This is a genomic window from Caldovatus aquaticus, assembly GCF_019458025.1.
GTDB classification, from domain to species: domain Bacteria; phylum Pseudomonadota; class Alphaproteobacteria; order Acetobacterales; family Acetobacteraceae; genus Caldovatus; species Caldovatus aquaticus.
In genome coordinates, this window is the sequence record NZ_JAHZUY010000055.1 from 1 (window position 1) to 23,819 (window position 23,819).

Annotated in this window: 21 protein-coding genes; 15 read left to right on the forward strand and 6 right to left on the reverse strand. The window is 75.7% G+C overall.

Annotated features, from left to right (window positions below):
* Positions 1–204 precede the first annotated feature (204 nt).
* The 3 genes from fusA to K1J50_RS15190 all read left to right on the forward strand — a co-directional run bounded on the left by fusA (position 205) and on the right by K1J50_RS15190 (position 2,972).
* Entirely contained in the window at positions 205–2,286 is a 2,082-nt protein-coding gene (gene fusA / locus K1J50_RS15180) for an elongation factor G (protein ID WP_220118607.1), read from the forward strand.
* A gap of 24 nt (positions 2,287–2,310) precedes the next feature.
* Positions 2,311–2,613 (forward strand): hypothetical protein, encoded by a 303-nt coding sequence (locus K1J50_RS15185; RefSeq protein WP_255575329.1) that lies wholly within the window; start codon positions 2,311–2,313, stop codon positions 2,611–2,613.
* Positions 2,614–2,720: 107 nt separating this feature from the next.
* Positions 2,721–2,972 (forward strand): hypothetical protein, encoded by a 252-nt coding sequence (locus tag K1J50_RS15190; RefSeq protein ID WP_220118609.1) that lies wholly within the window; start codon positions 2,721–2,723, stop codon positions 2,970–2,972.
* Between the two features lie 37 nt (positions 2,973–3,009).
* Here the strand turns inward: K1J50_RS15190 and K1J50_RS15195 are convergent, their stop codons facing one another.
* Positions 3,010–3,411, reverse strand: a complete 402-nt coding sequence (locus K1J50_RS15195) for a hypothetical protein (protein ID WP_220118610.1) — start codon at positions 3,409–3,411, stop codon at positions 3,010–3,012.
* A gap of 86 nt (positions 3,412–3,497) precedes the next feature.
* On the opposite strand from K1J50_RS15195, the gene K1J50_RS15200 reads away from it, so the two are divergent.
* From K1J50_RS15200 to der, 3 genes are read left to right on the forward strand one after another with little or no spacing between them, the layout of a single operon-like run.
* Positions 3,498–4,154 (forward strand): tetratricopeptide repeat protein, encoded by a 657-nt coding sequence (locus K1J50_RS15200; protein WP_220118611.1) that lies wholly within the window; start codon positions 3,498–3,500, stop codon positions 4,152–4,154.
* Positions 4,154–5,521, forward strand: coding sequence for an outer membrane protein assembly factor BamB family protein (locus K1J50_RS15205; RefSeq protein WP_220118612.1), 1,368 nt, complete (start codon positions 4,154–4,156; stop codon positions 5,519–5,521). Before K1J50_RS15200 ends, K1J50_RS15205 begins: the two co-directional genes overlap by 1 nt.
* Positions 5,522–5,549: 28 nt before the next feature.
* A complete protein-coding gene (gene der / locus K1J50_RS15210) occupies positions 5,550–6,914 on the forward strand; it encodes a ribosome biogenesis GTPase Der (RefSeq protein ID WP_220118613.1) in 1,365 nt (454 codons plus the stop codon).
* A gap of 27 nt (positions 6,915–6,941) precedes the next feature.
* Here the strand turns inward: der and K1J50_RS15215 are convergent, their stop codons facing one another.
* The gene (locus tag K1J50_RS15215) at positions 6,942–8,252 is read right to left on the reverse strand and encodes an ABC1 kinase family protein (protein ID WP_220118626.1); all 1,311 of its coding nucleotides are present in this window, start codon (positions 8,250–8,252) and stop codon (positions 6,942–6,944) included.
* A 55-nt stretch (positions 8,253–8,307) separates the two neighbouring features.
* Positions 8,308–10,131: a M3 family oligoendopeptidase gene (locus K1J50_RS15220; protein WP_220118625.1), complete on the reverse strand. Its 1,824-nt coding sequence runs from the start codon at positions 10,129–10,131 to the stop codon at positions 8,308–8,310.
* 113 nt (positions 10,132–10,244) lie between these two features.
* Between K1J50_RS15220 and K1J50_RS15225 the strand changes: the two genes are divergently transcribed.
* The 3 genes from K1J50_RS15225 (at position 10,245) to K1J50_RS15235 (ending at position 14,314) form a co-directional block, all read left to right on the forward strand.
* Positions 10,245–11,993: an AMP-dependent synthetase/ligase gene (locus tag K1J50_RS15225; protein WP_220118614.1), complete on the forward strand. Its 1,749-nt coding sequence runs from the start codon at positions 10,245–10,247 to the stop codon at positions 11,991–11,993.
* A 111-nt stretch (positions 11,994–12,104) separates the two neighbouring features.
* Positions 12,105–13,508 (forward strand): CoA transferase, encoded by a 1,404-nt coding sequence (locus K1J50_RS15230; RefSeq protein WP_220118615.1) that lies wholly within the window; start codon positions 12,105–12,107, stop codon positions 13,506–13,508.
* An 11-nt stretch (positions 13,509–13,519) separates the two neighbouring features.
* Positions 13,520–14,314, forward strand: a complete 795-nt coding sequence (locus tag K1J50_RS15235; protein WP_220118616.1) for a 2-keto-4-pentenoate hydratase — start codon at positions 13,520–13,522, stop codon at positions 14,312–14,314.
* Between the two features lie 270 nt (positions 14,315–14,584).
* Here K1J50_RS15235 and K1J50_RS15240 read toward each other — a convergent pair whose 3' ends face one another.
* Positions 14,585–15,055, reverse strand: a complete 471-nt coding sequence (locus K1J50_RS15240) for an aminoacyl-tRNA deacylase (RefSeq protein ID WP_220118617.1) — start codon at positions 15,053–15,055, stop codon at positions 14,585–14,587.
* 344 nt (positions 15,056–15,399) lie between these two features.
* On the opposite strand from K1J50_RS15240, the gene K1J50_RS15245 reads away from it, so the two are divergent.
* Positions 15,400–17,058, forward strand: coding sequence for a GMC family oxidoreductase (locus K1J50_RS15245; RefSeq protein WP_220118618.1), 1,659 nt, complete (start codon positions 15,400–15,402; stop codon positions 17,056–17,058).
* Positions 17,059–17,237: 179 nt separating this feature from the next.
* On the opposite strand, the gene K1J50_RS15250 is transcribed toward K1J50_RS15245, so the two are convergent.
* On the reverse strand, positions 17,238–18,002 hold the full coding sequence (locus tag K1J50_RS15250) for a sulfite exporter TauE/SafE family protein (protein ID WP_220118619.1): 765 nt from the start codon (positions 18,000–18,002) through the stop codon (positions 17,238–17,240).
* A 266-nt stretch (positions 18,003–18,268) separates the two neighbouring features.
* Positions 18,269–18,430: a hypothetical protein gene (locus tag K1J50_RS15255; RefSeq protein ID WP_220118620.1), complete on the reverse strand. Its 162-nt coding sequence runs from the start codon at positions 18,428–18,430 to the stop codon at positions 18,269–18,271.
* A gap of 998 nt (positions 18,431–19,428) precedes the next feature.
* Between K1J50_RS15255 and K1J50_RS15260 the strand changes: the two genes are divergently transcribed.
* The 5 genes from K1J50_RS15260 (at position 19,429) to K1J50_RS15280 (ending at position 23,411) form a co-directional block, all read left to right on the forward strand.
* Complete coding sequence (locus tag K1J50_RS15260) at positions 19,429–20,706, forward strand: glutamate-5-semialdehyde dehydrogenase (protein ID WP_408869378.1); 1,278 nt, start codon at positions 19,429–19,431, stop codon at positions 20,704–20,706.
* A gap of 24 nt (positions 20,707–20,730) precedes the next feature.
* Positions 20,731–21,597: a 2-keto-4-pentenoate hydratase gene (locus tag K1J50_RS15265; RefSeq protein WP_220118621.1), complete on the forward strand. Its 867-nt coding sequence runs from the start codon at positions 20,731–20,733 to the stop codon at positions 21,595–21,597.
* Positions 21,598–21,698: 101 nt separating this feature from the next.
* Complete coding sequence (locus K1J50_RS15270) at positions 21,699–22,379, forward strand: hypothetical protein (RefSeq protein ID WP_220118622.1); 681 nt, start codon at positions 21,699–21,701, stop codon at positions 22,377–22,379.
* Positions 22,331–22,639 (forward strand): hypothetical protein, encoded by a 309-nt coding sequence (locus K1J50_RS15275; RefSeq protein ID WP_220118623.1) that lies wholly within the window; start codon positions 22,331–22,333, stop codon positions 22,637–22,639. The genes K1J50_RS15270 and K1J50_RS15275 overlap by 49 nt, the downstream gene beginning before the upstream one ends.
* Positions 22,640–22,712: 73 nt before the next feature.
* Positions 22,713–23,411 carry a nicotinate-nucleotide adenylyltransferase gene (locus tag K1J50_RS15280; protein ID WP_369413619.1) on the forward strand — a complete coding sequence of 233 codons (699 nt, stop codon included), beginning with the start codon at positions 22,713–22,715 and terminating at the stop codon, positions 23,409–23,411.
* Positions 23,412–23,819: the final 408 nt, after the last annotated feature.

The window sequence follows — 23,819 nt, forward strand, 5'->3', positions numbered from 1 at the left end:
CGGGCGGCGCGAGCCCTGCGCCCCGCGCCGGGCGGCATGCGCCGGCCGGGTCCCGGGGCGCCGGCGGGGCGCTTGCAAATCCCGCCGCGATTGCGCATTTCTCCCCCGGGAACTCGGTAGCCAATCCCTTTTCCGAACCAGACCACGGGCGACGCGGGGCAGAACCCCCGCGGTCGGGCCCGTTTTCGCGTATGGAGGCCCATCGTGGCGCGCACCCCGCTCGACCGGATCCGGAACATCGGCATCACGGCCCACATTGACGCCGGCAAGACCACCACGACCGAGCGCATCCTCTTCTACACCGGCCGCTCCCACAAGATCGGCGAGGTGCACGAGGGCACCACGACGACCGACTACATGGAGCAGGAGCGCGAGCGGGGCATCACCATCACCTCCGCCGCCGTGACCTGCGAGTGGAAGGGCCACCGGATCAACATCATCGACACGCCGGGCCACATCGACTTCAACATCGAGGTCAACCGGTCCCTGCGCGTGCTCGACGGCGCGGTCTTCATCATCGAGGGCGTGGCGGGCGTGCAGCCGCAGTCCGAGACCAACTGGCGCCTCGCCGACCGCTACAACGTCCCGCGCATCATCTTCATCAACAAGCTGGACCGCACCGGCGCCGACTTCTACCGCGCGGCGGACACGCTGAAGGAGAAGCTCGGCATCACCTGGGTGGCGCTGCAGCTTCCGATCGGCATCGAGGACACCTTCAAGGGCGTCGTCGACCTGGTCGGGATGAAGGCGCTGATCTGGGAGGGCGACGAGCTCGGCGCCAAGTTCCACGAGGCGCCGATCCCCGACGACCTCAAGGACCGCGCGGCGGAGTACCGCCAGATCCTGCTCGACACCGCGCTCAGCGTGGACGACGCGGCGATGGAGGAGTACTTCGAGAAGGGCGACGTCGCGGTCGAGACGCTCAAGCGCTGCATCAAGAAGGGCACGATCAGCGGCGCCTTCCGCCCCGTGCTGTGCGGCACCGCCTTCAAGAACAAGGGCGTGCAGCCCCTGCTCGACGCGGTGATCGACTACCTGCCCTCGCCGGTGGACATCCCGGGCATCAAGGTCGCCGCCGCCGAGGGCGAGGCGGAGGACTCCGAGCGCCGCGTCATCAAGGCCGACGAGAAGGCGCCCTTCGCCGGGCTCGCCTTCAAGATCATCAACGACAAGTACGGCAACCTGACCTTCGTGCGCGTCTATGCGGGCGTCGCGCGCACCGGCGACATGGTCCTCAACACCACAAAGGGCCACAAGGAGCGCATCGGCCGCATGTTCCAGATGCACGCCGACAAGCGCGAGGAGATCAAGGAGGTCTATGCCGGCGACATCGTCGCCTTCGTCGGCCTGAAGGACACCGCCACCGGCGACACCCTCGCCGACCCGGCCGACCCGGTGGTGCTCGAGCGCATGGCCTTCCCGGTGCCGGTGATCGACATCTCGGTCGAGCCGAAGACCAAGGACGCGATCGAGAAGATGACGCTCGGCCTGCAGAAGCTGGCCGGCGAGGATCCCTCGCTCCGCCTGCGCACCGACCCGGAGACCGGCCAGACCATCCTCTCCGGCATGGGCGAGCTGCACCTCGAGATCGTCATCGACCGGCTGAAGCGCGAGTACGGCGTGGAGGCGAACGTGGGCGCGCCGCAGGTCGCCTACCGCGAGACCATCACGCGCGCGCACACCGAGACCTACACGCACAAGAAGCAGACCGGCGGCTCCGGCCAGTACGCCGAGGTCAAGATCGTCTTCGAGCCGCTGGAGCGCAACTCCGGCATCGTGTTCGAGAACCAGGTGGTCGGCGGCGCGGTGCCGAAGGAGTACATCCCGGCGGTCGAGAAGGGCATCCGCACCCAGGCCGACACCGGCGTGCTCGCCGGCTTCCCCACCGTGGACTTCAAGGCCACCCTCGTGGACGGCAAGTACCACGACGTGGACTCCTCGGCGCTCGCCTTCGAGATCGCCGCCAAGGCCTGCTTCCGCGAGGGCATGAAGAAGGCCGGCCCGGTGATCCTCGAGCCGATCATGGACGTCGAGGTGACGACGCCCGCCGATCACGTCGGCGACGTGGTGGGCGACCTCAACCGGCGCCGCGGCGTGATCCAGAGCCAGGACATGGCGGGCACCTCCGTCATCGTCCGTGCCCACGTGCCGCTCAAGGAGATGTTCGGCTACATCTCCAACCTGCGCGGCATGACCAAGGGGCGCGCCAGCTTCTCGATGCAGTTCCACCACTACGATCCCGTGCCGCGGCAGATCGCGGACGAGATCATGGCCAAGAGCGCCTGAGGTCCCCCGGTGCGGCTCCGCTGGGTGCGTGGCCGCACGGAGGACGGGGACGGTCCGGACGACGCGGACCGGACCCGGGAGTGGGTCGGCTGCGACGACGCGGGCGAGGCGATCGCCCGCGTCGTTCGCGTTCCGGAGCCCCGCGGAGCGGGCTGGCGGCTCCGCCGCGCGGCGGCGCGCGACGCGGACGCGCGGGTGGTCGAGCTGCGCCCGCCGGCGGACCCCGACCGGCGCTGGCTCGCCGTGGTCGGCGGCCGGGTGGTCGGGCGCGCCGCGCTGCCGCTGCAGGCCGTGCGCGACGCCGAGGCGGCGCTCGGCGGGCGCTGACGAAGCCCCGCCCCTCGCGCGCCCCCGCCCGCCGGCGCGCTTGCCGCCGGCCCGCGGCGCGCCGCATCATCCCCGTGCCGCAACGGCCAGAGGGAGGGTCCGCCGCCATGCGCACGCCGCTCGCCGCCGCCTTCGTCGCCGCCGTCGCGCTGGCAACGCCGACGGCGGCGCTGGCCGACTATTTCGTCTACTGCGCCAACGGCAGGATCGAGGTGGACGGGCGCGATCCCGAGCAGATGCGCATCGCGCGCGGCTCCGGCGTGTGCCAGATGGGCCCCCGCTTCCGCTACCTCTCGGACGCGCAGGAATTCGCCCGCCGGAACCTCGGCGGCGCGGGGCGGGCCTGCTCCTGCCGCTGAGCCGCCCGGCCCCTCGCGCGGCCGACGGCGCGCCGCGTCAGAACAGGGCGGGCCAGCGCCGGCCCCGCTCCGCCCCGTCCTCGGGACCCGGTCCGTCCGCGACGCCGCGATAGGGCGGCCAGGCGTGCGGCGGCGCGACGCGCCAGCAGTCCACCGCGCCGAGGCTGCGGGTGCAGAGCGGCGGGCGCGCGGGCGCCGGCTCCTCCGGCCGGCAATAGGGCTGGCCCATGTCCAGCCGCACCACCGAGCAGTCGCGTCCGGTGACGGCCGAGACGACGACATCGCCGATCGCGCGGTCGAACACCATTACCGACGCCGCCTCGGCCGCCAGCCAGGGCGCGAGCGCGGCGCAGCCCGGCAGGGGCAGCAGCGACAGCGCCGCGAGCAGCAGCCGGGGCGGACGCCGGCGGGCGGGGGGCGCGGGGGCGGAGCGGCACATGGCCCGGCGACCGATACCGCGCCGGGCTTAACGCACCGCCAAGGCCCGGCTATGGTCCGCCGCGCCTGTCCCGGGAGTCGCTGCCCTTGCCCGACATCTTCGACGAGGTCGAGGAGGACCTCCGCGCCGAACGCGCCGCCCGGCTCTGGAAGCGGTACGGCAGCCTGGTGATCGGCGCGGCGCTGTTCGTGGTCCTCGGCGTCGCCGCCTGGCAGGGGTGGGAGTGGCACCGGCAGCGCCAGCTCGCGGCGGCCGCCACCGCCTACCTCGCCGCCGAGCGCGATGCCGGCGCCCCGGGCGCCGACCTCCGGGCCGCCGCCGAGCGCTTCGCGGCGATCGCGCGCGAGGCGCCGGGCGGCTACCGCGTCCTCGCCGCGCTGCGCGCCGCCGCGCTCAAGGCCGAGACGGGCGAGCGCGAGGCGGCGCTCGCCCTCTGGGACGGGATCGCGCGCGACTCCGGCGTGGACCCGCTCTACCGCGATCTCGCCACGGTGCTCCTCGTGCTGCATTCGCTCGATTCCCCGGCCGCCGACCTCGCCCGCCTCGCCGAGCGCGTCGCGCCGCTGACCGATTCCGCCAATCCCTGGCAGGCCTCCGCCCGCGAGGTCGCCGCCCTGCTCGCCCTGAAGCGCGGCGAGCGCGAGACGGCGCGACGGATGCTGCAGGCGCTGGCGGAGGACGTCACCGCGCCGCAGGGCATCCGCGGCCGCGCCGGCCGCATCGCCGCGGGGCTCGGCGGCTGATGCGCGCGCTCCCGCCTGCCGGCCGCCGTGCCCTGCTGCTCGCCTCCGCCGGCCTGCTCGGCGGCTGCGAGTGGCTCGACGACCTGCTCGGCGAGCGCAAGGTGCCGCTCTCCGGCGAGCGCCGCTCCGTGCTCGGCGCCGCCGAGCGGCGCGGCGGCCTCGCGGCGGACGAGGCCCTGCTGTCGCGCCCCGTCAGCCTGCCGCCTCCCGCCCTGAACCCGGACTGGCCCCAGGCCGGCGGCGGGCCGAGCCACGCGCCCGGCCACCCGGCGCTGGAGGGCGACGGCGGCGCGCTGCGCGAGGTCTGGCGCGCCGGCTTCGGCACCGGCTCGGGCTACCGCAGCCGCATCACGGGCGTGCCGATCGTCGCCGGCGGCACGGCCTACGCGGTGGATGCGGTCGGCGTCGTCTCGGCCTTCGACGCCGCCACCGGCGGCCGGCGCTGGCGCCTGGACAGCCGCCCGGAGCAGGAACGCGACGGCGCGGTGGGCGGCGGCGCGGCGTTCGAGGGCGACACGCTCTACGTCGCCTCCGGCCTCGCCGAGATGCTCGCGGTCGCTCCGGCCGACGGCACCGTGCGCTGGCGGACGCGGCTGCCCGCGCCGACGCGCGGCGCGCCGACCGTCGCCGGCGGGCGGATCTTCGTCCCGACCATCGAGAACCAGCTCCTCGCCCTCTCGGCCGAGGACGGGCGGCGGCTCTGGACCCACCGCGCGAGCCCGGCGACCGCCGTGCCGCTCGGCCTGCCGGCTCCGGCGGTGGAGGGCGACATCGTCGTCGCCGGCTTCGCCTCCGGCGAGCTGTCGGCGCTGCGCGCCGCCGACGGGCGGGTGCTGTGGACCGAGACGCTGGCCCCCGCGGGCGGCAGCAGCCTCGCGGAGATCGCCGGCATCCGCGCCCTGCCGGTGGTGGACCGGGGCCGGGTCTATGCGATCGGCATGGGCGGCCTCGCGATCGCGATCGACCTGCGCTCCGGGCGGCGGCTGTGGGAGCGCGAGGTCGCCGGCACCGAGGCGCCCTGGTCGGTGGGCGAGTGGCTGTTCCTGCTGACGAGCGATGGCGAGCTCGCTGCGCTCGGCCGCGAGGACGGCCGCGTGCGCTGGGTGACCGACCTGCGGCGCCCGCGCGAGGGGCGGCGCGAGCCGCCGCGGGTGTACTGGGCGGCGCCGGTGCTGGCCGGCGGGCGGCTCTACGTCGCCGGCAGCGGCGGCGAGCTGGTGGCGGTCGAGCCGGCCGAGGGGCGGATCCTGGAGCGGCGGCGGCTGCCCGGCGGCGTGACGCTGCAGCCGGCGGTGGCCGGCGGGACGCTCTACCTCGCCACCGACGACGCGACGCTGGTGGCGCTGCGCGGGACGGCCTCGGCCTGAGCCGCGCCGGGCGCGCCGGGCCCCTGCCATGACCGGGCGGCTTCCCACCGTCGTCATCCTCGGCCGGCCCAATGTCGGCAAGTCCACCCTGTTCAACCGGCTGGTCGGGCGCCGGCTCGCCATCGTGGACGACACGCCGGGGGTGACGCGCGACCGCAAGGAGGCCGAGGCGACGATCGCCGGCCGCCGGGTCCGCCTCGTGGACACGGCGGGGCTCGAGGAGGCGCCGCCGGAGAGCATCTTCGGCCGCATGCGCGCCTCCTCCGAGGCGGCGCTGCGCGAGGCCGACCTGGCGCTGTTCGTGGTGGACGCGCGCGCCGGCATCACGCCGGCCGACCGCGCCTTCGCCAATTGGCTCAGGCGCGCGCGCAAGCCGGTGCTGCTGGTGGCGAACAAGGCCGAGGGCAAGGCCGGCGGGCAGCAGGCGCTGGAGGCCTACGAGCTCGGCCTCGGCGAGCCCATCCCCGTCTCGGCCGAGCACGGCGAGGGGATCGGCGTGCTGCACCAGGCGATCGCGGCGGCGCTGCCGGCGGCGGAAGCCGAGGCGCCGGCGGAGGAGGAACGGGAGCAGCCGCTGCGCCTCGCCATCGTCGGCCGGCCGAACGCGGGCAAGTCCACCCTGCTCAACGCGCTGATCGGCAAGGAGCGGATGATCACCGGGCCGGAGCCCGGCCTGACCCGCGACGCCGTCGCCGTCGAATGGACCGACGAGACCGGCCGGCGCGTGCGCCTCGTGGACACGGCGGGGATGCGCAAGCGCGCCCGCGTCGCGCGCGGCGCGGCGCTCGAGCAGATGTCGGTCGGCGCCAGCATCGCCGCGCTCCGCGAGAGCGAGGTGGTGGTGCTGGTGGTGGACGCGCTGCTCGGCATGGACGAGCAGGACCTGCGCATCGCCCGCCTCGCCGAGCGCGAGGGGCGCGCGGTGGTGATCGCGCTCAACAAGTGGGACGCGGTGGCGGACCGCGCCGCGGCGCGCAAGCGGCTCGACGACGTGCTGGCGACGAGCCTGCCGCAGTTGCGCGGCGTGCCGGTGGTGCCGCTCTCGGCGCTGACCGGCCGCGGGGTGGAGAAGCTGATGCCGGCGGTGCGCGAGGCCTACGCGCTGTGGAACCGGCGCGTCGGCACCGGCGAGCTGAACCGCTGGTTCGAGGCGGCGAAGGAGCGCCACCCGCCGCCCGTCGTGGACGGCAAGCGGATCAAGCTGCGCTACGTGACCATGCCGAAGGCCCGGCCGCCGACGCTCGTGGTGTTCGGCACGCGGGTGGAGGAGCTGCCGGAGGACTACCGGCGCTACCTGGTCAACAGCTTCCGCGAGACGTTCGGCATGCCCGGGGTGCCGATCCGGCTGCAGCTCCGGGAGACGCGGAACCCCTACGCCGGGGAGAAGGCCTGACCGCCGCGGAGGGCCGCGCCCGCCCGCTCACCCGGCCCCCGGCACCCCCGCCGCCCGCAGCGCCGCCGCCTGGCGCTCGGCGACCTTCGCCTCGTCGTAGTCGGCGATCAGCTCCTGGAACAGCCGGTGCCAGTTCAGCTCCGCGCGCAGGCGCAGGAACACGCTGCCGAGGCCGACCGCGGCGCGGTCCATCAGCACGAACTCCCGCGGCGGGCGCACGCCGCCGGTGCGCTTCAGGCCGGCGTGCACCTGCTCCGCCACCTTGCGCCCGTAGGCGGGATCGTCGCTGAGCTGGATGCGGCGCACGCGGTCGTCGAGCAGCGGCTCGTAGAGGAAGCGCGCCCACAGGTTCAGCACCGCCATCTTCTCGCGCGAGAGGCCGGTGAAGCCCCAGGATTCGTAGGCCGCGTGCGCCTTGTCGTCGTCGCGGTCGCGCACCGCCTCGTAGAGCATGATCACGCCGGTGACGAAGCGGGCGGCGAAGACACGGATGGCGCCGAAGTCGAGCAGGTTGATCCCGTGCTGGTCCGGCCGCACCTGGTAGTTGCCGAGGTGCGGGTCGCCGTGGATGACGCCGTAGCGGTAGAAGGGCACGTACCAGGCGCGGAACAGGGCCTCGGCGTAGCGGTTGCGCTCCTCCTGCGGCGGCTCCTCCTCGAGCCGCCGCAGCAGGGCGCGCCCCTCGAGCCAGGTCATGGTGAGCAGGCGGCGCGTGCAGTAGCCCTCGATCGGGCGCGGCACGCGGATGGCGGGCTCGCCCGCGAGCATGATGCCGTAGAGGCGCATCTGCGCCGCCTCGCGCAGGTAGTCGAGCTCCTCGCGCAGGCGCTCGCAGAGCTCCTCGTACACCTCGTCGTGCTGGATGGCGTTGTCGAGCCGGCGGTAGAGGTTCATCGCCAGGCGAAGCTGGCGCAGGTCCGCCTCGACCACGCTCGGCATGTCCGGGTACTGCAGCTTGCAGGCGACCGGCGTGCCGTCGGGCAGCACCGCCCGGTGCACCTGGCCGAGCGAGGCCGCGGCCGCCGCCTCGCGCTCGAAGCGCGCGAACTTCCTCTCCCAGTCCGGCCCCAGTTCGGCCGCCATGCGCCGGCGCACGAAGGGCCAGCCCATCGGCGGCGCGTTGGCCTGCAGGGTGGCGAGCTGCGCGGCGTATTCCGCGGGCAGCGCGTCCGGGATGGTGGAGAGGAACTGCGCCACCTTCATCAGCGGGCCCTTCAGCCCGCCGAGGATCGCCTTCAGGTCCGCGGCATGCGCCGCGCGGTCGGTCTTGATGCCGAGGAGGCGCTCGCCCGCGACGCGCGCGGCGATGCCCCCCACCGCGCCGGAGGTGCGCGCCATCCGGCGCAGCTCGCCGAACAGCGTGCTCTCGCCGCGTTCCTCCCCGCGCGTCGCGTCAGACACCGCCCGCCTCGAGCTCGTCGATGAAGCCCGCGATCACGTCGAGGCCGCGCCGCCAGAAGGCGGGGTCGGAGGCGTCGAGGCCGAACGGGGCGAGCAGCTCCTTGTGCCGCCTGGTGCCGCCGGCGCGCAGCATGTCGAGGTACTTGGCCTCGAAGTCCGGCACCGCGCCCTCGCGGTAGGCGCCGTAGAGCGCGTTCACCAGGCAGTCGCCGAAGGCGTAGGCGTACACGTAGAAGGGCGTGTGCACGAAGTGCGGGATGTAGGCCCAGTACACGCCGTAGTCCGGCGTCAGCTCGAAGGCCGGGCCGAGCGATTCCCGCTGCACCTCCATCCACAGCTCGGCGATCCGCTCGTGCGCCAGCTCGCCCCTGCGCCGCCGCTCCTCGTGCAGCAGGGTCTCGAAGCGGTAGAAGGCGATCTGGCGCACCACCGTGTTGAGCATGTCCTCGACCTTGCCGGCGAGCAGGGCGCGGCGGCGGCGCGGGTCGCTCTCGGCGTCGAGCATGGCGCGGAAGGTCAGCATCTCGCCGAACACGCTCGCCGTCTCGGCCAGCGTGAGCGGCGTGCCGGACATCAGGTAGCCCTGCTCGGCGGCGAGGATCTGGTGCACGCCGTGGCCGAGCTCGTGCGCGAGCGTCATCACGTCGCGCGGCTTGCCGTGGTAGTTGAGCAGCAGGTAGGGGTGCACGCTCGGCACCGTGGGATGGGCGAAGGCGCCGCTCGCCTTGCCCGGCCGCAGCGCCGCGTCGATCCACGGCCGCTCGAAGAAGCGGCCGCCGATCTCGGCGAGCCGGGGACTGAAGGCGGCGTAGCTGTCGAGCACGCGCTGCACCGCCTCCTGCCACGGCACGAGGCGGTCCTCCTCCTCCGGCAGCGGCGCGTTGCGGTCCCAGTGCCGCAGCTTCTCGAGGCCGAGCCAGCGCGCCTTCAGCGCGTAGTAGCGGTGCGAGAGGCGGGGATAGCCCTCCCGCACCGCGGCGACCAGCGCGTCCACCACCTCGTCCTCGACCATGTTGGCGAGGTTGCGCGCGCTGGTCGGGCGCGGGTAGCGGCGCCAGGTGTCCACGATCTCCTTGTCCTTGGCGAGGACGTTGGTGATCAGCGCGAACAGCCGGATCCGCTCGCCGAAGGCCTGGGAGATGCCCTTCGCCGCCGCCTCGCGCACCGCGCGGTCGCGGTCCGAGAGCTTGTTCAGCGCCGCAGAGACGGTCAGCTCCTCGCCCGCGACCGGCACCCGCATGGCGGCGACGGTCTCGTCGAACAGGCGGGTCCAGGCGGCGCGGCCCGTGACCTCCTTCTCGTGCAGCAGCTTCTCCAGCTCCTCGGAGAGCTGGTGCGGGCGGAAGACGCGCAGGTCGCGCAGCCAGGGCCGCCAGCGCGCGAGCGCGGGGCTCGCCGCGAGCCGCGCCTCCAGCGCCGGTTCCTCGATCCGGTTCAGCTCCAGCGTGAAGAACAGCAGGTGCGAGGAGATCGCCGTCACCCGCTCCTGTACGGTCTGGTAGAAGCGCCCGTTGGCCGGGTCGGCGGCGTCGCCCGAGAAGACGAGCTGGGCGTAGGACATCGCCCGGCCGAGCCGCTCCTCGATCCGCTCGTACTCGGCGATCGCGGCGGCGAGGGCGTCGCCCTCCAGCGCGCCGAGGCGGCCGGCGTGGCGTTCGGCGAAGGCCCTGGCCTCGGCCTCGGCGCGGTCGAGATCGGCGGCGAGCGCCGGATCGTCCGGGCCGCGGTAGAGGTCGGAGAGGTCCCAGACCGGCAGCGGGCCGAGGACGTCGGAGGCGCCGGCGTCCAGCGGGGCGCGGACGGCGGCGGCAGGCATGGGATGCATGTGGCTCACGTCGCCCATATAAGCCCTGGCGGGTGGTGGCGAAGAGGGGCCCTCCGCGCCAGGATGACGCGGGAGCCGGAACGAGGGGAGCGCCGGGGCAGGGCATGGCGTACGAGCGCGGAACCTGGCCGACCCTGCCGGCCATGATGCTGGCGCGCGCCCGGCAATGGGCCGGGCGGCCGATGCTGCGCTACTGGCGCGGCGGCGCCTGGCGCCGCATGGCGTGGGGCGAGTTCGCGCGCCAGGTCGCCGCGGTCGCCGCCTTCCTGCGCGCGCGCGGCGTCGCGCCCGGCGACCGGGTGCTGATCGTCAGCGAGAACCGGCCGGAATTCCCGATCGCCGACACCGCGATCATGGCGATCGGCGCGGTCTCGGTGCCGACCTACACCACCAACACGGTGGCCGACCACGCGCACATCCTGCGCGATTCGGGCGCCTCCGCCGCCGTGGTCTCGACCCGGCGCCTGGCCGAGCGGGTGCTGGACGCGGCGCGCGCGAGCGGCCCCGGCCTCGCCCTGCTCCTCTGCTGCGACGACCCGCCGCCCGCGCCCGAGGGGGTGGCCGTGCACCGCTGGGAGGAGGCGCTCGCCGCGCCGGGCGATCCCGCCCTGCTGGAGGCGGAGGCGAACGCCGCGCCGCCCACCCGTCTCGCCTGCCTGATCTACACCTCCGGCACCGGCGGCGCGCCCAAGGGAGTGATGCTGCCGCACAGGGCCATGCTGGCCAACCGCGAGGGCGTGCGCGTGCTGGCCGAGCGCCTCGACTTCACCGGGGAGCGCTATCTCTCCTTCCTGCCGCTGTCGCATTCCTACGAGCACACGGTGGGCGGCTTCCTGCTGCCCTCCTTCGGCATGGAGGTGGTCTATTCGCGCGGCGCCGACCGCCTGGCCGCGGAGCTGCAGGAGGTCCGGCCCGCCGTCCTCACCGCCGTGCCGCGGCTGTTCGAGGTGCTGCGCGCGCGCATGCTCGCCGAGCTCGAGAAGGGACCGGCGCTGCGGCGCCGGCTGTTCGCGCGCGCCATCGCCCTCGGCCTGAGGAGGATGGACGGGCCGCCGCTCGGGCCGCTCGAACGGCTCGAGGACGCGGCGCTCGAGCGGCTGGTGCGCGACAGGGTGCGCGCGCGCTTCGGCGGCCGGCTGGTGGCGCTGGTCTCGGGCGGGGCGCGGCTCGACCCGGACCTCTCGGGCTTCTTCCTCGCGCTCGGCCTGCCGGTGATCCAGGGCTACGGCCAGACCGAGGCCGGGCCGGTGGTCTCGGTCAACCCGCCCTGGGCCAACCGGCGCCACACGGTCGGGCCGCCGCTCGCCGGCGTCGCGGTGCGCATCGCGGAGGACGGGGAGCTCCTGGTGCGCGGCGACCTCGTCATGGACGGCTACTGGAACAACGCGGAGGCGACGGCAGCGGCGCTGCGCCCGGCGGCCGGCGACCCGCCCGGCGCGCCGCCCTGGCTGCACACCGGCGACATCGGCGCGCTAGACGCGGACGGCTACCTCCGCATCACCGACCGCAAGCGCGACTTCATCAAGACGCTCGGCGGCGAGATGGTGAGCCCGGCCAGGATCGAGGGCCTGCTGATGGCGGAGCCCGAGATCGCCCAGGCTGTCGTCGCCGGCGAGGGCCAGCCCGCGCTGGTGGCGCTCCTCGTGCCGGCGGAGGGCATGGAGGGCCGGCTCGCCGAGGCGGTGGCGCGGGTGAACGCCAGGCTCTCTCCCGTCGAGCGGGTGCGGCGCTTCGCGATCGCCGAGCCCTTCACGGTCGAGAACGGTCTGCTGACGCCGACGCTGAAGGTGCGGCGGCGGGCGGTGCTCGAGCGCCACGCCGCGGTGCTGGAGGGCCTGCACCGGCGGGAGTGAGAGCCGGCGCGCCCCGCCGCGCCGGCCGCGGCGGGCGGGGGCGGCGACGGATTGCCAGCGCCGCACGGCGCGGGCCACACTCGCCGCCCTGTCGCGGAGGCGCACCGAATCATGGCCCCGATCCCGCCCGCCGACGCCCTTGCCGGCCTCTGGCGCCACACCGGGCTGCCCGCGGAGGCGCTCGGCGCCGCCACGCTGGAGGGGCGCGAGCCGGTGCTGCCCTCCACCTACGCGGTCGGCACCGCGGCGCAGGCCGCGATCGCCGCCGCCGGCCTCGCCGCGGCGGAGGTCTGGCGCGGCCGCACCGGCCGCGCGCAGCGCGTCGCCGTCGCCATGCGCCACGCGGCCGCCGAATTCCGCTCCGAGCGCCACCTGCGCCTCGACGGCACGCCGGCGCCCGAGCTGTGGGACAGGATCGCGGGGCTCTACCAGGCGGGCGACGGGCGCTGGCTGCGCCTGCACACCAACTATCCGCACCACCGCGACGGCGTGCTGCGCCTGCTCGGCTGCGGCTACGATCGTGCGGCGGTGAGCGCCGCCCTCGCCCGCTGGACCGCGGAGGAATTCGAGGCGGCGGCCGCTGCGGCGGGCCTCGTCGTCACCATGGCGCGCACGACCGGGGAGTGGGACGCGCATCCGCAGGGCCGGGCGGTGGCCGGCCTGCCGGTGCTGCTGATCGAGCGCATCGGGGAGGCGCCGCCGACCCCCTTCCCCGCCGGTCCGCCGAGGCGCCCGCTGGAGGGCGTGCGCGTGCTCGACCTCACCCGCGTCATCGCCGGGCCGGTCTGCGGGCGGACGCTCGCGGCGCACGGGGCGACGGTGCTGAACGTCACCGCCGCGCACCTGCCCTTCACGCCGACGCTGGTGATGGACACCGGGCGCGGCAAGCTCGCGGCGCATCTCGACCTGCGCAGCGAGGCCGGCCGCGCCGCCCTGCGCGGCCTCGCCGCGCAGGCCGACGTGTTCGTGCAGGGCTACCGCCCGGGCGCCATCGCCGGCCACGGCTTCGCGCCGGAGCAGGTGGCGGCGATCCGGCCGGGGATCGTCTGCGTCTCGCTCTCGGCCTACGGCCACGCCGGGCCCTGGGCCGGGCGGCGCGGCTTCGACTCGCTGGTGCAGAACGCCAACGGGATGAACCTGGAGGAGGCCGCGGCGGCGGGCGAGACGAAGCCCAGGCCCCTGCCCTGCCAGGCGCTCGACCACGCCTCGGGCTACCTGATGGCGCTCGGGGCGATGGCCGCACTGCTGCGCCGCGCGCGCGAGGGCGGAAGCTGGCATGTGCGGGTTTCGCTCGCCGCGACCGGCCACTGGATCCGCTCGCTCGGGCGGGTCGAGGGCGGCCTTGCCTGCCCCGAGCAGCGCTTCGAGGACATCGCCGACCTGCTGGAGGTGAGCGACAGCCCCTTCGGCCGCCTCACCGCCCTCCGTCACGCGGCGCAGCTCGAGGAGACGCCGCCCTTCTGGGCGCTGCCCGCGGTGCCGCTCGGCACCCACGCGCCGCGCTGGCCGGCGTGAGGAGGCTCGCGATGCCAGGCGAGGACCGGGCGGACGAGGCGGCGGCGCTGCTCTGGCGGCACTGGCGCGAGGGGCGGCGGCTCGCGGCGCTGCCCGAGGCGCTCCGCCCGGCGACGCGGGCCGAGGGCTACGCGATCCAGGCCCGCCTCGCCGCGCGCAGCGCGCATCCGCCGCTGGGGTGGAAGATCGCCGCCACCAGCGCCGCCGGCCAGGCGCATATCGGCGTGGACGGCCCGCTCGCCGGCCGGCTGCTCGCCGAGGGGTGGCACGAGGCGGGAAGCGCCACGGTGCCCTTCGGCGCCAACCGCATGCGCGTCGCCGAGGCGGAGTTCGCCTTCCGCATGGCGCGCGACCTGCCGCCGCGCGCCGCGCCCTACACCGTGGCGGAGGTGCTGGACGCCGTCGCCACCCTGCACCCGGCGATCGAGATCCCGGATTCGCGCTTCGCGGACTTCGCGGCCGTCGGCGCGGCGCAGCTCATCGCCGACAACGCCTGCGCGCACCAGTTCGTGCTCGGCCCCGCGGCAGCGGCGGACTGGCGCGCGCGCGACCTCGCCGCGCACCGCGTGCGCGGGACCGTCGCCGGGCGGCTGCAGCGCGAGGGCGTCGGCGCCAACGTGCTCGGCGATCCGCGCGCCGCCCTCGCCTGGCTCGCCAACGAGCTGTCGCGGCACGGGATCACGCTCGCCGCGGGCCAGGTGGTCACCACCGGCACCTGCCTCGTGCCGCTGCCGGTCGGGCCGGGCGATGCGGTGTTCGCCGATTTCGGCCCGCTCGGCAGCGTGGCGATGCGCTTCGCGGACTGAGGCGCCCCCGCCTCTCCGGCGGGCGGCGCCCGGACCGCGGAGCGTCCCGGACGCCGGCGCCGCCCGATCCGGCGCCAGGGCCGCCTTCGCCCGGCCGTGCCCGCCGCGGCGGCCCCGGCGCGTGGTCCGTCGCGCCGGTCCGCGCTTCCGGCCGCCCGCGCTCCGCCCTGGAGCCGTTCCCGCCCGGCCGTGCGCGCGGCAGCGGCTCCGGCCCGTCGCCTGACGCGCCGGTCCGCGCTTCCGGCCGTTTCCCGCCGTCCGCGATCCGCCCTAGGCCGGATGGCTGAAGCGCGCCCGGCGCGCGTCCTTCATCAGCGCGCGGAACGCCTCGCCGCTGACATGCACCAGCGTGGTGTGGTCGCCGCCCTCGAAATACAGATCCGGGGCGGCGTCCAGGCTCGCGTCGAGGAACACCGGCACGCCGTAGGCGGCGCCGACCGGCGGGACGGCGCCGAGTTCGCAGTCGTCGAACACCCTGGCGATCTCGTCCTCGGTGGCCAGGCCAAGACGCCTGTCCGCGATGTCCTGGAGGGTGTCGAGCTCGACGCGGTGGCTGCTCGGGACGACGGCCAGGAAGTAGCCGTCCTCCCAGTGCACGAGAACGGATTTCGCCACCTGGCTCCCCGGCACGTGCGCGGCTTCCGCCGACCGCGCCGCGGTCATCGTTCGCGGGTGCGCGACGGTGTCGTAGCCGATCCCTGCGCCGTCCAGGTATTGCTGCAGTCGGTTCGCGATCGTCATCCTCGGCCTCCCTGGGATCAACACGCGCGGCAGGCCAGCGGCCTGTCCGCCGGTGCCGGCGCGCCGGGCCGGTTCGGGAACCGCTCGCCCGTCCCTCAATTCGGCATGGAGCCGCCCGCCATCCAGCCGGCGCCGCGCCTCCGGCGACGATTCCGGCGCGCCGGCGCGCCACCGGACGCGCGCGGCCGCGGACCGCCCCCGAGACCGCTGCCGCCGCGTGCGCGGCCCGCGCGGCACGGTAGAATGGCCGCGGGCGCCGGAGCGCGCGAACCGGACCCGCCATGCCGGCCGGGCGGGCGGACGGCGCGACAGGCCGGCGGCCCCATTCGGAGGACCTTCCCGCGATGCCGACCGCCGCCCCGGGCGCCGACGCTTTCGATTATGTGATCGTCGGCGCCGGCGCGGCCGGCTCCGTGCTCGCCTACCGGCTCAGCGAGGACCCGGCGGTGACGGTCTGCGTGCTGGAGGCCGGGCCGCCGGACCGCAACCCCTGGATCCACGTCCCCGCCGGCTTCATCAGGACGCTCTTCGACCCCTCCTGCACCTGGCAGTTCCGCACCGAGCCGACGGAGAACACCGGCGGGCGGCCGATCGCCACCACCCAGGGCCGCGTGCTCGGCGGCTCCTCCTCGATCAACGGCATGATCTACAACCGCGGCCAGCCCGCCGACCTCGACGCCTGGGCGCAGCGCGGCAACCGCGGCTGGGGCTACGCCGACTGCCTTCCCTACTACCGGCGCAGCGAGAACCGCATCGGCTTCGGCGACGCGCGCGTGCGCGGGCGCGCCGCGGACGGCATCCCGGTCACCGACATGGACTGGCTCCACCCGATCTCGGAGGCCTTCATCGCCGGCTGCGTCGGCCTCGGCATCCCGCGCAACCCGGACTACAACAGCGGCGACCAGGCCGGGGTGGGCTACTTCCAGCGCGCGATCCTGCGCGGGCGGCGGGTGAGCGCGGCGCGCGCCTTCCTCAAGCCCGCCATGGCGCGGCGCAACGTCGTGGTGCGCACCAGCGCGCGCGCGAGCCGCATCCTGTTCGAGGGCCGGCGCGCCGTCGGCGTGCGCTACCTCCGCGCGCGCGGCGGCCCCGAGGAGGAGGTGCGGGCGCGGCGCGAGGTGATCGTCAGCGCCGGCACGGTGAACACGGCGCGGCTGCTGCAGGTCTCGGGCGTGGGGCCGGCCTGGCTGCTGCAGCGGATCGGCGTGCCGGTGGTGCACGAGCTGCGCGGGGTGGGCGAGAACTTCCGCGACCACTACGCCTCGCGCTTCGTGGTGCGCGCGCGGCCGGGCGTGCCGACGCTGAACGAGCTGTCGCGCGGCCTCCGCCTCGGCGCCGAGATCGCGCGCTGGGCGCTCGGGCGGCCGAGCATCCTCGCCACCTCGCCCTCGCACGTGCACGTGTTCTGGAAGTCCTTCACGGGGCTCGATGCGCCGGACCTGCAATGCGTGTTCACGCCGGGCAGCTACGCGCCGGGCCGCACCTACGTCCTCGACGACTATCCCGGCATGACCGCCGGCGCCTGGCAGCACCGGCCGGAGAGCGCGGGCTGGGTGCGCGCGCGCAGCGCCGACGTGTTCGAGGACCCGGAGATCCAGCCGAACTACCTCTCCGACCCGCTGGACCGGCGCGTGCACCTCGCCGGCATGCGGCTGGTGCGGCGGCTGCTCTCCACCCCCGAGCTCGCGCCGTATGTCGAGCGCGAGACGATGCCGGGGCCGGAGGTGCAGACCGACGACGAGCTGCTGGACTACGCGCGGCGCAACGGTACCACGACCTACCACCTGATCGGCACCGCGCGCATGGGGCCGGCGAGCGACCCGACCGCCGTGGTGGACGACCGGCTGCGGGTGCACGGGATGGAGGGGCTGCGGGTGGCGGACGCCTCGATCATGCCGGGCATGCCCTCCGCCAACACCTGCGCGACGACCCTGATGATCGCGGAAAAGGCCGCCGATTTCCTCCGCGGCCGCGAGGCCGCGCCCGCCGGGGAGGCGGCCTGAGCTCCGGCGCAACCCCCGCCGGTCAGCCGGCGACCGGCGCCGGCGTATGGTCGCCCGCCGCGCCTGCGCGCGGCGCAGGGAAAGGGCGACGACACGGAGCGGGGCTGTCCCCGGACACGCCGGCGAGAGCGGATCCCACGCCGGGCGGCGTGCGATGCGGCGGCGGGCCCACCCCTGCATCACCCCGTTCCCCCCGCCATCCCGCCCAGCGCCGTCAGCAGGAGGCGCAGCGCCAGCAGCGAGACCACCACGCCGACCACCGCCGTCAGCATCCGCTCCGGCAGCCAGCGTGTCAGCACCGCCGCGAAGGGCGCGGCCACGACGCCGCCCAGCACCAGACCGGTCACGACCGGCCACAGCGAGACCCCGATCGTCACCAGGAAGGTCGCCGACACGCTGACGGTGACGACGAACTCGGCCAGGCTCGCCGAGCCGATCGCGATGCGCGGCGCGCTGCCGTGCCCGATCAGGACCGAGGTGACGATCGGCCCCCAGCCGCCGCCGCCCATCGCGTCGAGCAGCCCGCCGCAGAAGCCGAGCAGGATCTGGCGCCGCGGCCGCATCATCGCCGGGGAGCGGGGCCGGAAGGCCCGGTACAGGATCAGTCCGCCCATGCCGAGCAGGTAGAGGCTCACGCCGATGCGCACGGCGCCGATCGGCAGGCCGACCAGCGCATAGGCGCCGAGGATGCCGCCGAGCGCCCCCGGCACCGCGAGGCGCAGCACCAGGTCGCGCCGCACATGGCCGAGCAGCCAGTGCGACAGGCCCGAGGCGCCGCTGGTGAAGACCTCCGCCGCGTGCACGCTGGCGCTGGCCACCGCCGGCGCCACGCCGAGGCTGAGCAGCACGCTGGCGGCCGACAGGCCGTACGCCATGCCGATGGCGCCGTCCACCGTCTGCGCCAGGAAGCCGACGGCGGCGAATGCGAGCAGGCTCTCGACCATGGACCGGGTCGCCCTCCGTGCGGCGAGGCCCGCCCCCCGCACGGGGCAAGGCGCGGGCGCGGCAGACGTGCCGGAAGCCAAATTGGCGCGTCGCGATCCGCGGCAAAGGGCGCGCGCCCGCAGGCAACCCCGCCGCTGGCCGCGCCGCCGGTCCGCGCCGGCCCCCATCATTCCGGCAGGCCGCGCCATGCGCTCCGGGCAGGCCGGGGAACCGCAGCCTGTTTCGCGCCGCGGCAGGCGCGGCGCTGCCGCGCCCCGGCGGCCGGTCAGCCGGGTGCCGCCGCGGCGTGGCCCGCCGCGGATCCCGCCGGCACCGCGCCCCGCTCCGCGGAGACGCCCTGCTCGATGAGGGCGATCAGCGCGCCTGCGAACGCCATGGCGGCAACAAGCACCGCCACCGACAGGGCCTTGAGCAGCAGATTCGCCATTCCGTCCGCACTCCCGGCCGGCCGCCCCCTGGTGCGAGGGCAGTCGGTCCTGCGCTGCCTCCAAGCCTGAGAGCGTGTTTGAGAAGGGGCTTCCGGCGCGCGGAGAAGCATGATTCTTGGGGTGTCGGCCTTGAGGACGACACCCGACCGGATGCGGCTGGATCGCCGCCCACTGCACGTCGCTCAGCCGGAACAGGCGCGACACGGTCCGTCCCCCCGCCGTTGGGCAGGGCGAATCATCGCGCCGCACCCACGCCAATTGGGCGCAGACCCTGGGACGGCGGTTCGACGTTCCCGAAGCCCTACGTCATCGGCCAGAGCGAACGCACTTGCTGTCAATACGCTCGCGGGATCGGCACCGGGAGCATCATTGCCGGCCAGGCCAGTGGCGCGGCACTTGCGTCCTGCTTTCGACCTGCTGCCGCAGCGCGTGATCGTCGCAACCCTCGCAGCCTTGTCATCGCGGCTCATCGCGGCGGCTGGCGCGCGGCACGGCCAGTCTCTGTGGCCCACGACCGGTCCTCCGGCCCATGCTCGATCACTCGAGGCGGGGCTGCGCACTCTCGCGGCGATCGCGTCCTCAACGCCGACGCGGACGCCTACCGCGATGCCGAAGGCGCCATCCCCAGCGAGGGAGGAGAGACGGGGCTGGGATTGCCCTTCTCCCACACCCGGTTCACGGTGGCGCCGAGCACCGCGCGATAGAAGCGCTCGGCGCGGTGGCCGGCCAGAAGATCCTCGCTCAGCCGCCGACCAACCAGCGGCCTTCGCGACGGCACCCCGCCGCGTCGCGCCAAGCCGCTCTCAAGCGGTCACCCAAGCGGCGGTGCGGCGATCCCCTGGCACCTGCGCCCTCCCGCCGGACCGGGGGCGCCCGGTGCCGGCGCGCCCCGCTTTCCGCCGCCGGCCCGTCGCGTTACGGATGGGTGCGCCCTTCGCCCCGGCCGCCTCCGGCGGCGCGCGGGCACGCGAAGAGGCACAGGACAGGACGCCGCGCCGTGACCGTGATCGCCGCCGCCGACCAGGCTCCCGCCACCCGCCTGCTGCGCGAGGCCGCCGGGGCCGCCCGCGCCGCCGCCGCGGTGCTCGCGCGCGCTCCGCGCGCCGCGAAGGACCACGCGCTCACCGCCGCCGCCGCCGCGCTGCGCGCCCGCACGCCGGAGATCCTCGCCGCCAACGCGGCCGACCTCGCCGCCGCCGACTCCCTGACGCCCGCCTTCCGCGACCGCCTCACCCTCACCCCGGCGCGCGTCGAGGCGATGGCCAGGGGGCTCGAGGAGGTCGCCGCCCTGCCCGATCCGGTCGGGCGGGTGCTGGCCGAGTGGACCCGCCCCAACGGCCTCCTGATCCGCCGCGTCGCCCAGCCGATCGGCGTGATCGGCATGATCTACGAGAGCCGCCCCAACGTCACCGCCGACGCCGCCGCGCTCTGCCTCAAGGCCGGCAGCGCCGTGATCCTGCGCGGCGGCTCGGAGAGCACGCGGAGCGCCGGCGCGATCCACGCCTGCCTGCTCGAGGGGCTGCGCGCGGCCGGGCTGCCGGAGGCCGCGGTGCAGGTCGCGCCGACCGCCGACCGCGCCTTCGTCGGCGCCATGCTGGCCGCGGCGGGCCTGATCGACCTGATCGTGCCGCGCGGCGGCAAGGGCCTGGTGACGCGGGTGATGCAGGAGGCGCGGGTGCCGGTCCTCGCCCACGCCGAGGGGCTCTGCCACACCTACGTGCACGCCGCCGCCGACCACGACATGGCCCGGCGCATCCTCGCCAACGCCAAGATGCGCCGTCCCGGCATCTGCGGCGCGACCGAGACGCTGCTGATCGACGCCGCGATCGCGCCGGCGCTGCTGCCGCTGCTGATCGCCGACCTGCGCGCGCTCGGCTGCGACTTCCGCGCCTGTCCGCGCGCGCGCGCCATCGTGCCGGACCTCAAGCCGGCCACGGAGCAGGACTTCGCGACCGAATGGCTGGACGCGGTGCTGTCGGTGAAGGTGGTGGACGGCGTGGCCGACGCCCTCGCCCACATCCGCCGCTTCGGCAGCGAGCACACCGACGCGATCGTCACCGGGGACGCCGCCGCGGCGCGGGAATTCCTCGACGGGCTCGATTCGGCGGTGGGGATGTGGAACGCCTCGACCCAGTTCTGCGACGGCGGCGAGTTCGGCTTCGGCGCCGAGATCGGCATCGCCACCGGCCGGCTGCACGCCCGCGGGCCGGTCGGCCTGGAGCAGCTCTGCACCTATCGCTACCATGTGCTGGGGAGCGGGCAGGTCAGGCCCTGATCCCCGCCGCACGGGGAGGAAGCCATGATGCATCGCCGACTGTTCCTGGCCGCCGGCGGCCTGTCCCTGCTGGCGCCGGGCCTGTCCGCCCGCGCCGCCTGCCTCTCCGACGAGGAGGTGGCGCGGCTGGCCGAGGCGCTCGTCACCGGCCGCCCGGTGCCCGCCCCCGCCGGCCTGTCCCTGGCCGATGCGGAATGCACGCGCGACAAGCTCGTGCCGCTGCTGGCGCGCCACTGGGGCCGCCCGATCGGCTACAAGGCCGGCGCCACCGGCGCCGCCGTCCAGCGCATGTTCGGCCTGAGCGGCCCGGTGTACGGCGTGATGTTCGAGAGCACGGTCAGCCTGCGCGACGGCGCCGAGCTGACCCTCGCCCCGCCGGTCCCCGATGTCGGCGTCGAGGCCGACCTGCTGGTCCGGGTGCGCGACGAGGCGATCAACGAGGCCGGGCGCGACCATGTCGCCCTCCTGCGCCATCTCGACCAGGTGATCCCCTACATCGAGCTGCCGCGCCGCGGCGTCAGCGGCACGCTGGACGGTCCCGGCCTGGTCGCGGTGAACGTGGCGGCGCGGCTCGGCGTGGTCGGCACGCCGATCCCGGCGCGCGCCGAGGCGGACTTCGCCGCCCGGCTCGGCACCATGACCGTGGTGTTCAGCGACGACACGCGCGAGCTCGCCCGCACCCAGGGCAGCGCGCTGCTCGGCCATCCCCTGAACGTGATCCCGTGGCTGGTCGGCGACCTGGCGCGCAGCGGGCGGCGGCTGCGCGCCGGCGACATCGTCTCGCTCGGCGGCTTCGCGCCCTCGGTGCCGGCGCAGCCCGGCCGCACCTACACCCTGCGCTACGAGGGACTGCTCGAGCAGCCGGTGAGCGTCTCCGTCCGCGTGCGGTGAGCGGCCCGCCGCGGCGCGCCGGGCGCGCGCGGCGGCGCCACCGCCTCCCGCGGCGCGGGGATCGCGGCTAGAGTGCTGCGCCGCTGCACAGGAGCCGCGCCATGCGCCGCCCGACGCCGATGCTCGCCGCCTGCGCCCTTCTCCTCGGCGCCGCCTGCGCCGCCGCCGCGGCGCGCGCGCAGCCGGCCGCCGCCGGGCGGGCCGCGCCCGAGGCGGCGCCGCGCGCCACCCCCGGCTGCCCCTCCGACGAGGCGGTGGACGCCTTCGCCCGGAACCTGCTGGCGAACCGCACCTCGCCGCTGTTCGGCGGCATGACCTCGCTCGCGGACGGGCTGTGCGCGCAGGACAAGCTGGTGCGCATCCTGCAGCGCCACTGGGGGCGGCCGGTCGGCTACAAGCTCGCGCTCACCAGCGCGCCGGTGCAGCAGCGCTTCGGCGTCAGCCACCCGATCCGCGGCGTGATCTTCGAGCAGACCGTGCGCCTGCGGAGCGGCGCCGAGGTGCCGGCCCGCTTCGGCGCCGCGCCGGTCGTCGCGTCCGACTTCCTGGTCCGGGTGCGCGACGACGGCATCAACAACGCCGGCCGCAACCCGGTGGCGATCCTGCGCCACCTCGACCAGGTGATCCCCACATCGAGCTGGCCGATCTGCCGCTCTCCGGCCCGCCGGACGCGGCGAACCTGCTCGCGGCCAACGCCGGCGCGCGGCTCGGCGTGCTGGGCGAGCCGATCCCGGTGGAGGCGACGGAAGATTTCGCCCGCCGCCTCGGCACGATGGTGGTGACGATGACCGACGACACCGGGCGGCAGCTGGCGCGGATGCCGGGAAGCGCGGTGCTCGGCCATCCCCTGAACGCCGCCGCCTTCCTGGCCGAGGACCTCGCGCAGGCCGGAAAGCGGCTGGAGGCGGGGCAGCTCCTCTCGATCGCCGGCTTCTCGCCGCTGATCACGCCGGAGCCCGGCCGCACCTACACCGTGCGCTACGAGGGCCTACTGCCCGGCCGGCCGGCCAGCGTCAGCGTGCGCATCGCGCCCGCGCCGTGACCGCCCGCGGCCAGGCATGAGCGCCGGGGCCTGCGGCGACGCCCGCGCGCGGCGCACCCTCCCGGCGCCGGCCGTGGGCGGAGGCGCCGGGGACAGGAACGGCGCGGTCCCCGCGGCGGCGTCGGACCGCTGCGCGCCGCGGAGCGGCGGCAGGACGCCGCCGGGGCGCTGGGGCGACCGGCGGCGGCGGCGGATCGGCCTGCTCGGCGGCAGCTTCAACCCGGCGCATGCCGGCCATCGTCACGTGGCGGAGAAGGCGCTGCGGGCCCTGCGGCTCGACGAGGTCTGGCTGCTGGTCTCGCCCGGCAATCCGCTGAAGCCCTCCGCCGGCATGGCGCCGTTCGCGCGCCGGCTGGCGAGCGCGTGCCGCATCGCCGACGGCCGGCGCATCGTGGCGAGCGACTGGGAAGCGCGGAACGGCACGCGCTACACCGTGGACACGCTCGCCCTCCTGCGCCGCCGCTTCCCGCGCGCCCGCTTCGTGCTGCTGCTCGGCGCCGACAACCTGGCGCAACTGCCGCGCTGGCGGCGCTGGACCGAGATCGCGCGCCGGACGCCGATCGCGGTGCTGCCGCGTCCCGGCTGGACCTGGCGGGCGCTGGCCGGGCAGGCGGCACGGCGGCTGGCCCGCCACCGGCGGCGCCCCGGGGCGTTGCTGGCCATGGCGGAGGACGCCGGCAGGCACGCGCCCTGGGCCTTCGTCCCGGCGGCGGAGCGCCCCGAATCGGCGACTGCCATCCGCAGCGCGGCCGCGAGCGGATGGGCGGCATGAGCCGGCCCGGCCGGGACCGGAGCGCCGGCGCGGACATGCCGACCGCGCCGGGCGGGAACGGTCCGCCGGTCTCGACAACGGCGCCGATGCGCCGAACAACCTGCGGCGCCGGCCGGACCCGCCCACCGGCGCCTGCCCCGGCGGTCCCGAGGACCCCGCAACCGAGCGAAAGACAGAGGAGGCCACCATCGCCCGCTCCCCGAAAGACACGGACGAGAAGCGACCGAAGCGCCGCCCTCAGGCCGGCGGCGCGACCGGCAGGACACGCGCCAAGGCGGACAGCCCGGCCGTCCGTGCCCGCGCCGCCCGGCCGGGCAAGGCCCCGGCCAAGCGGTCCGCGGCGGCAGCCCCGGCCGCGGCGGGCCGGGCGCGCGCCAGCGGACAATCGGGCGATCGCGGGACGCAGGC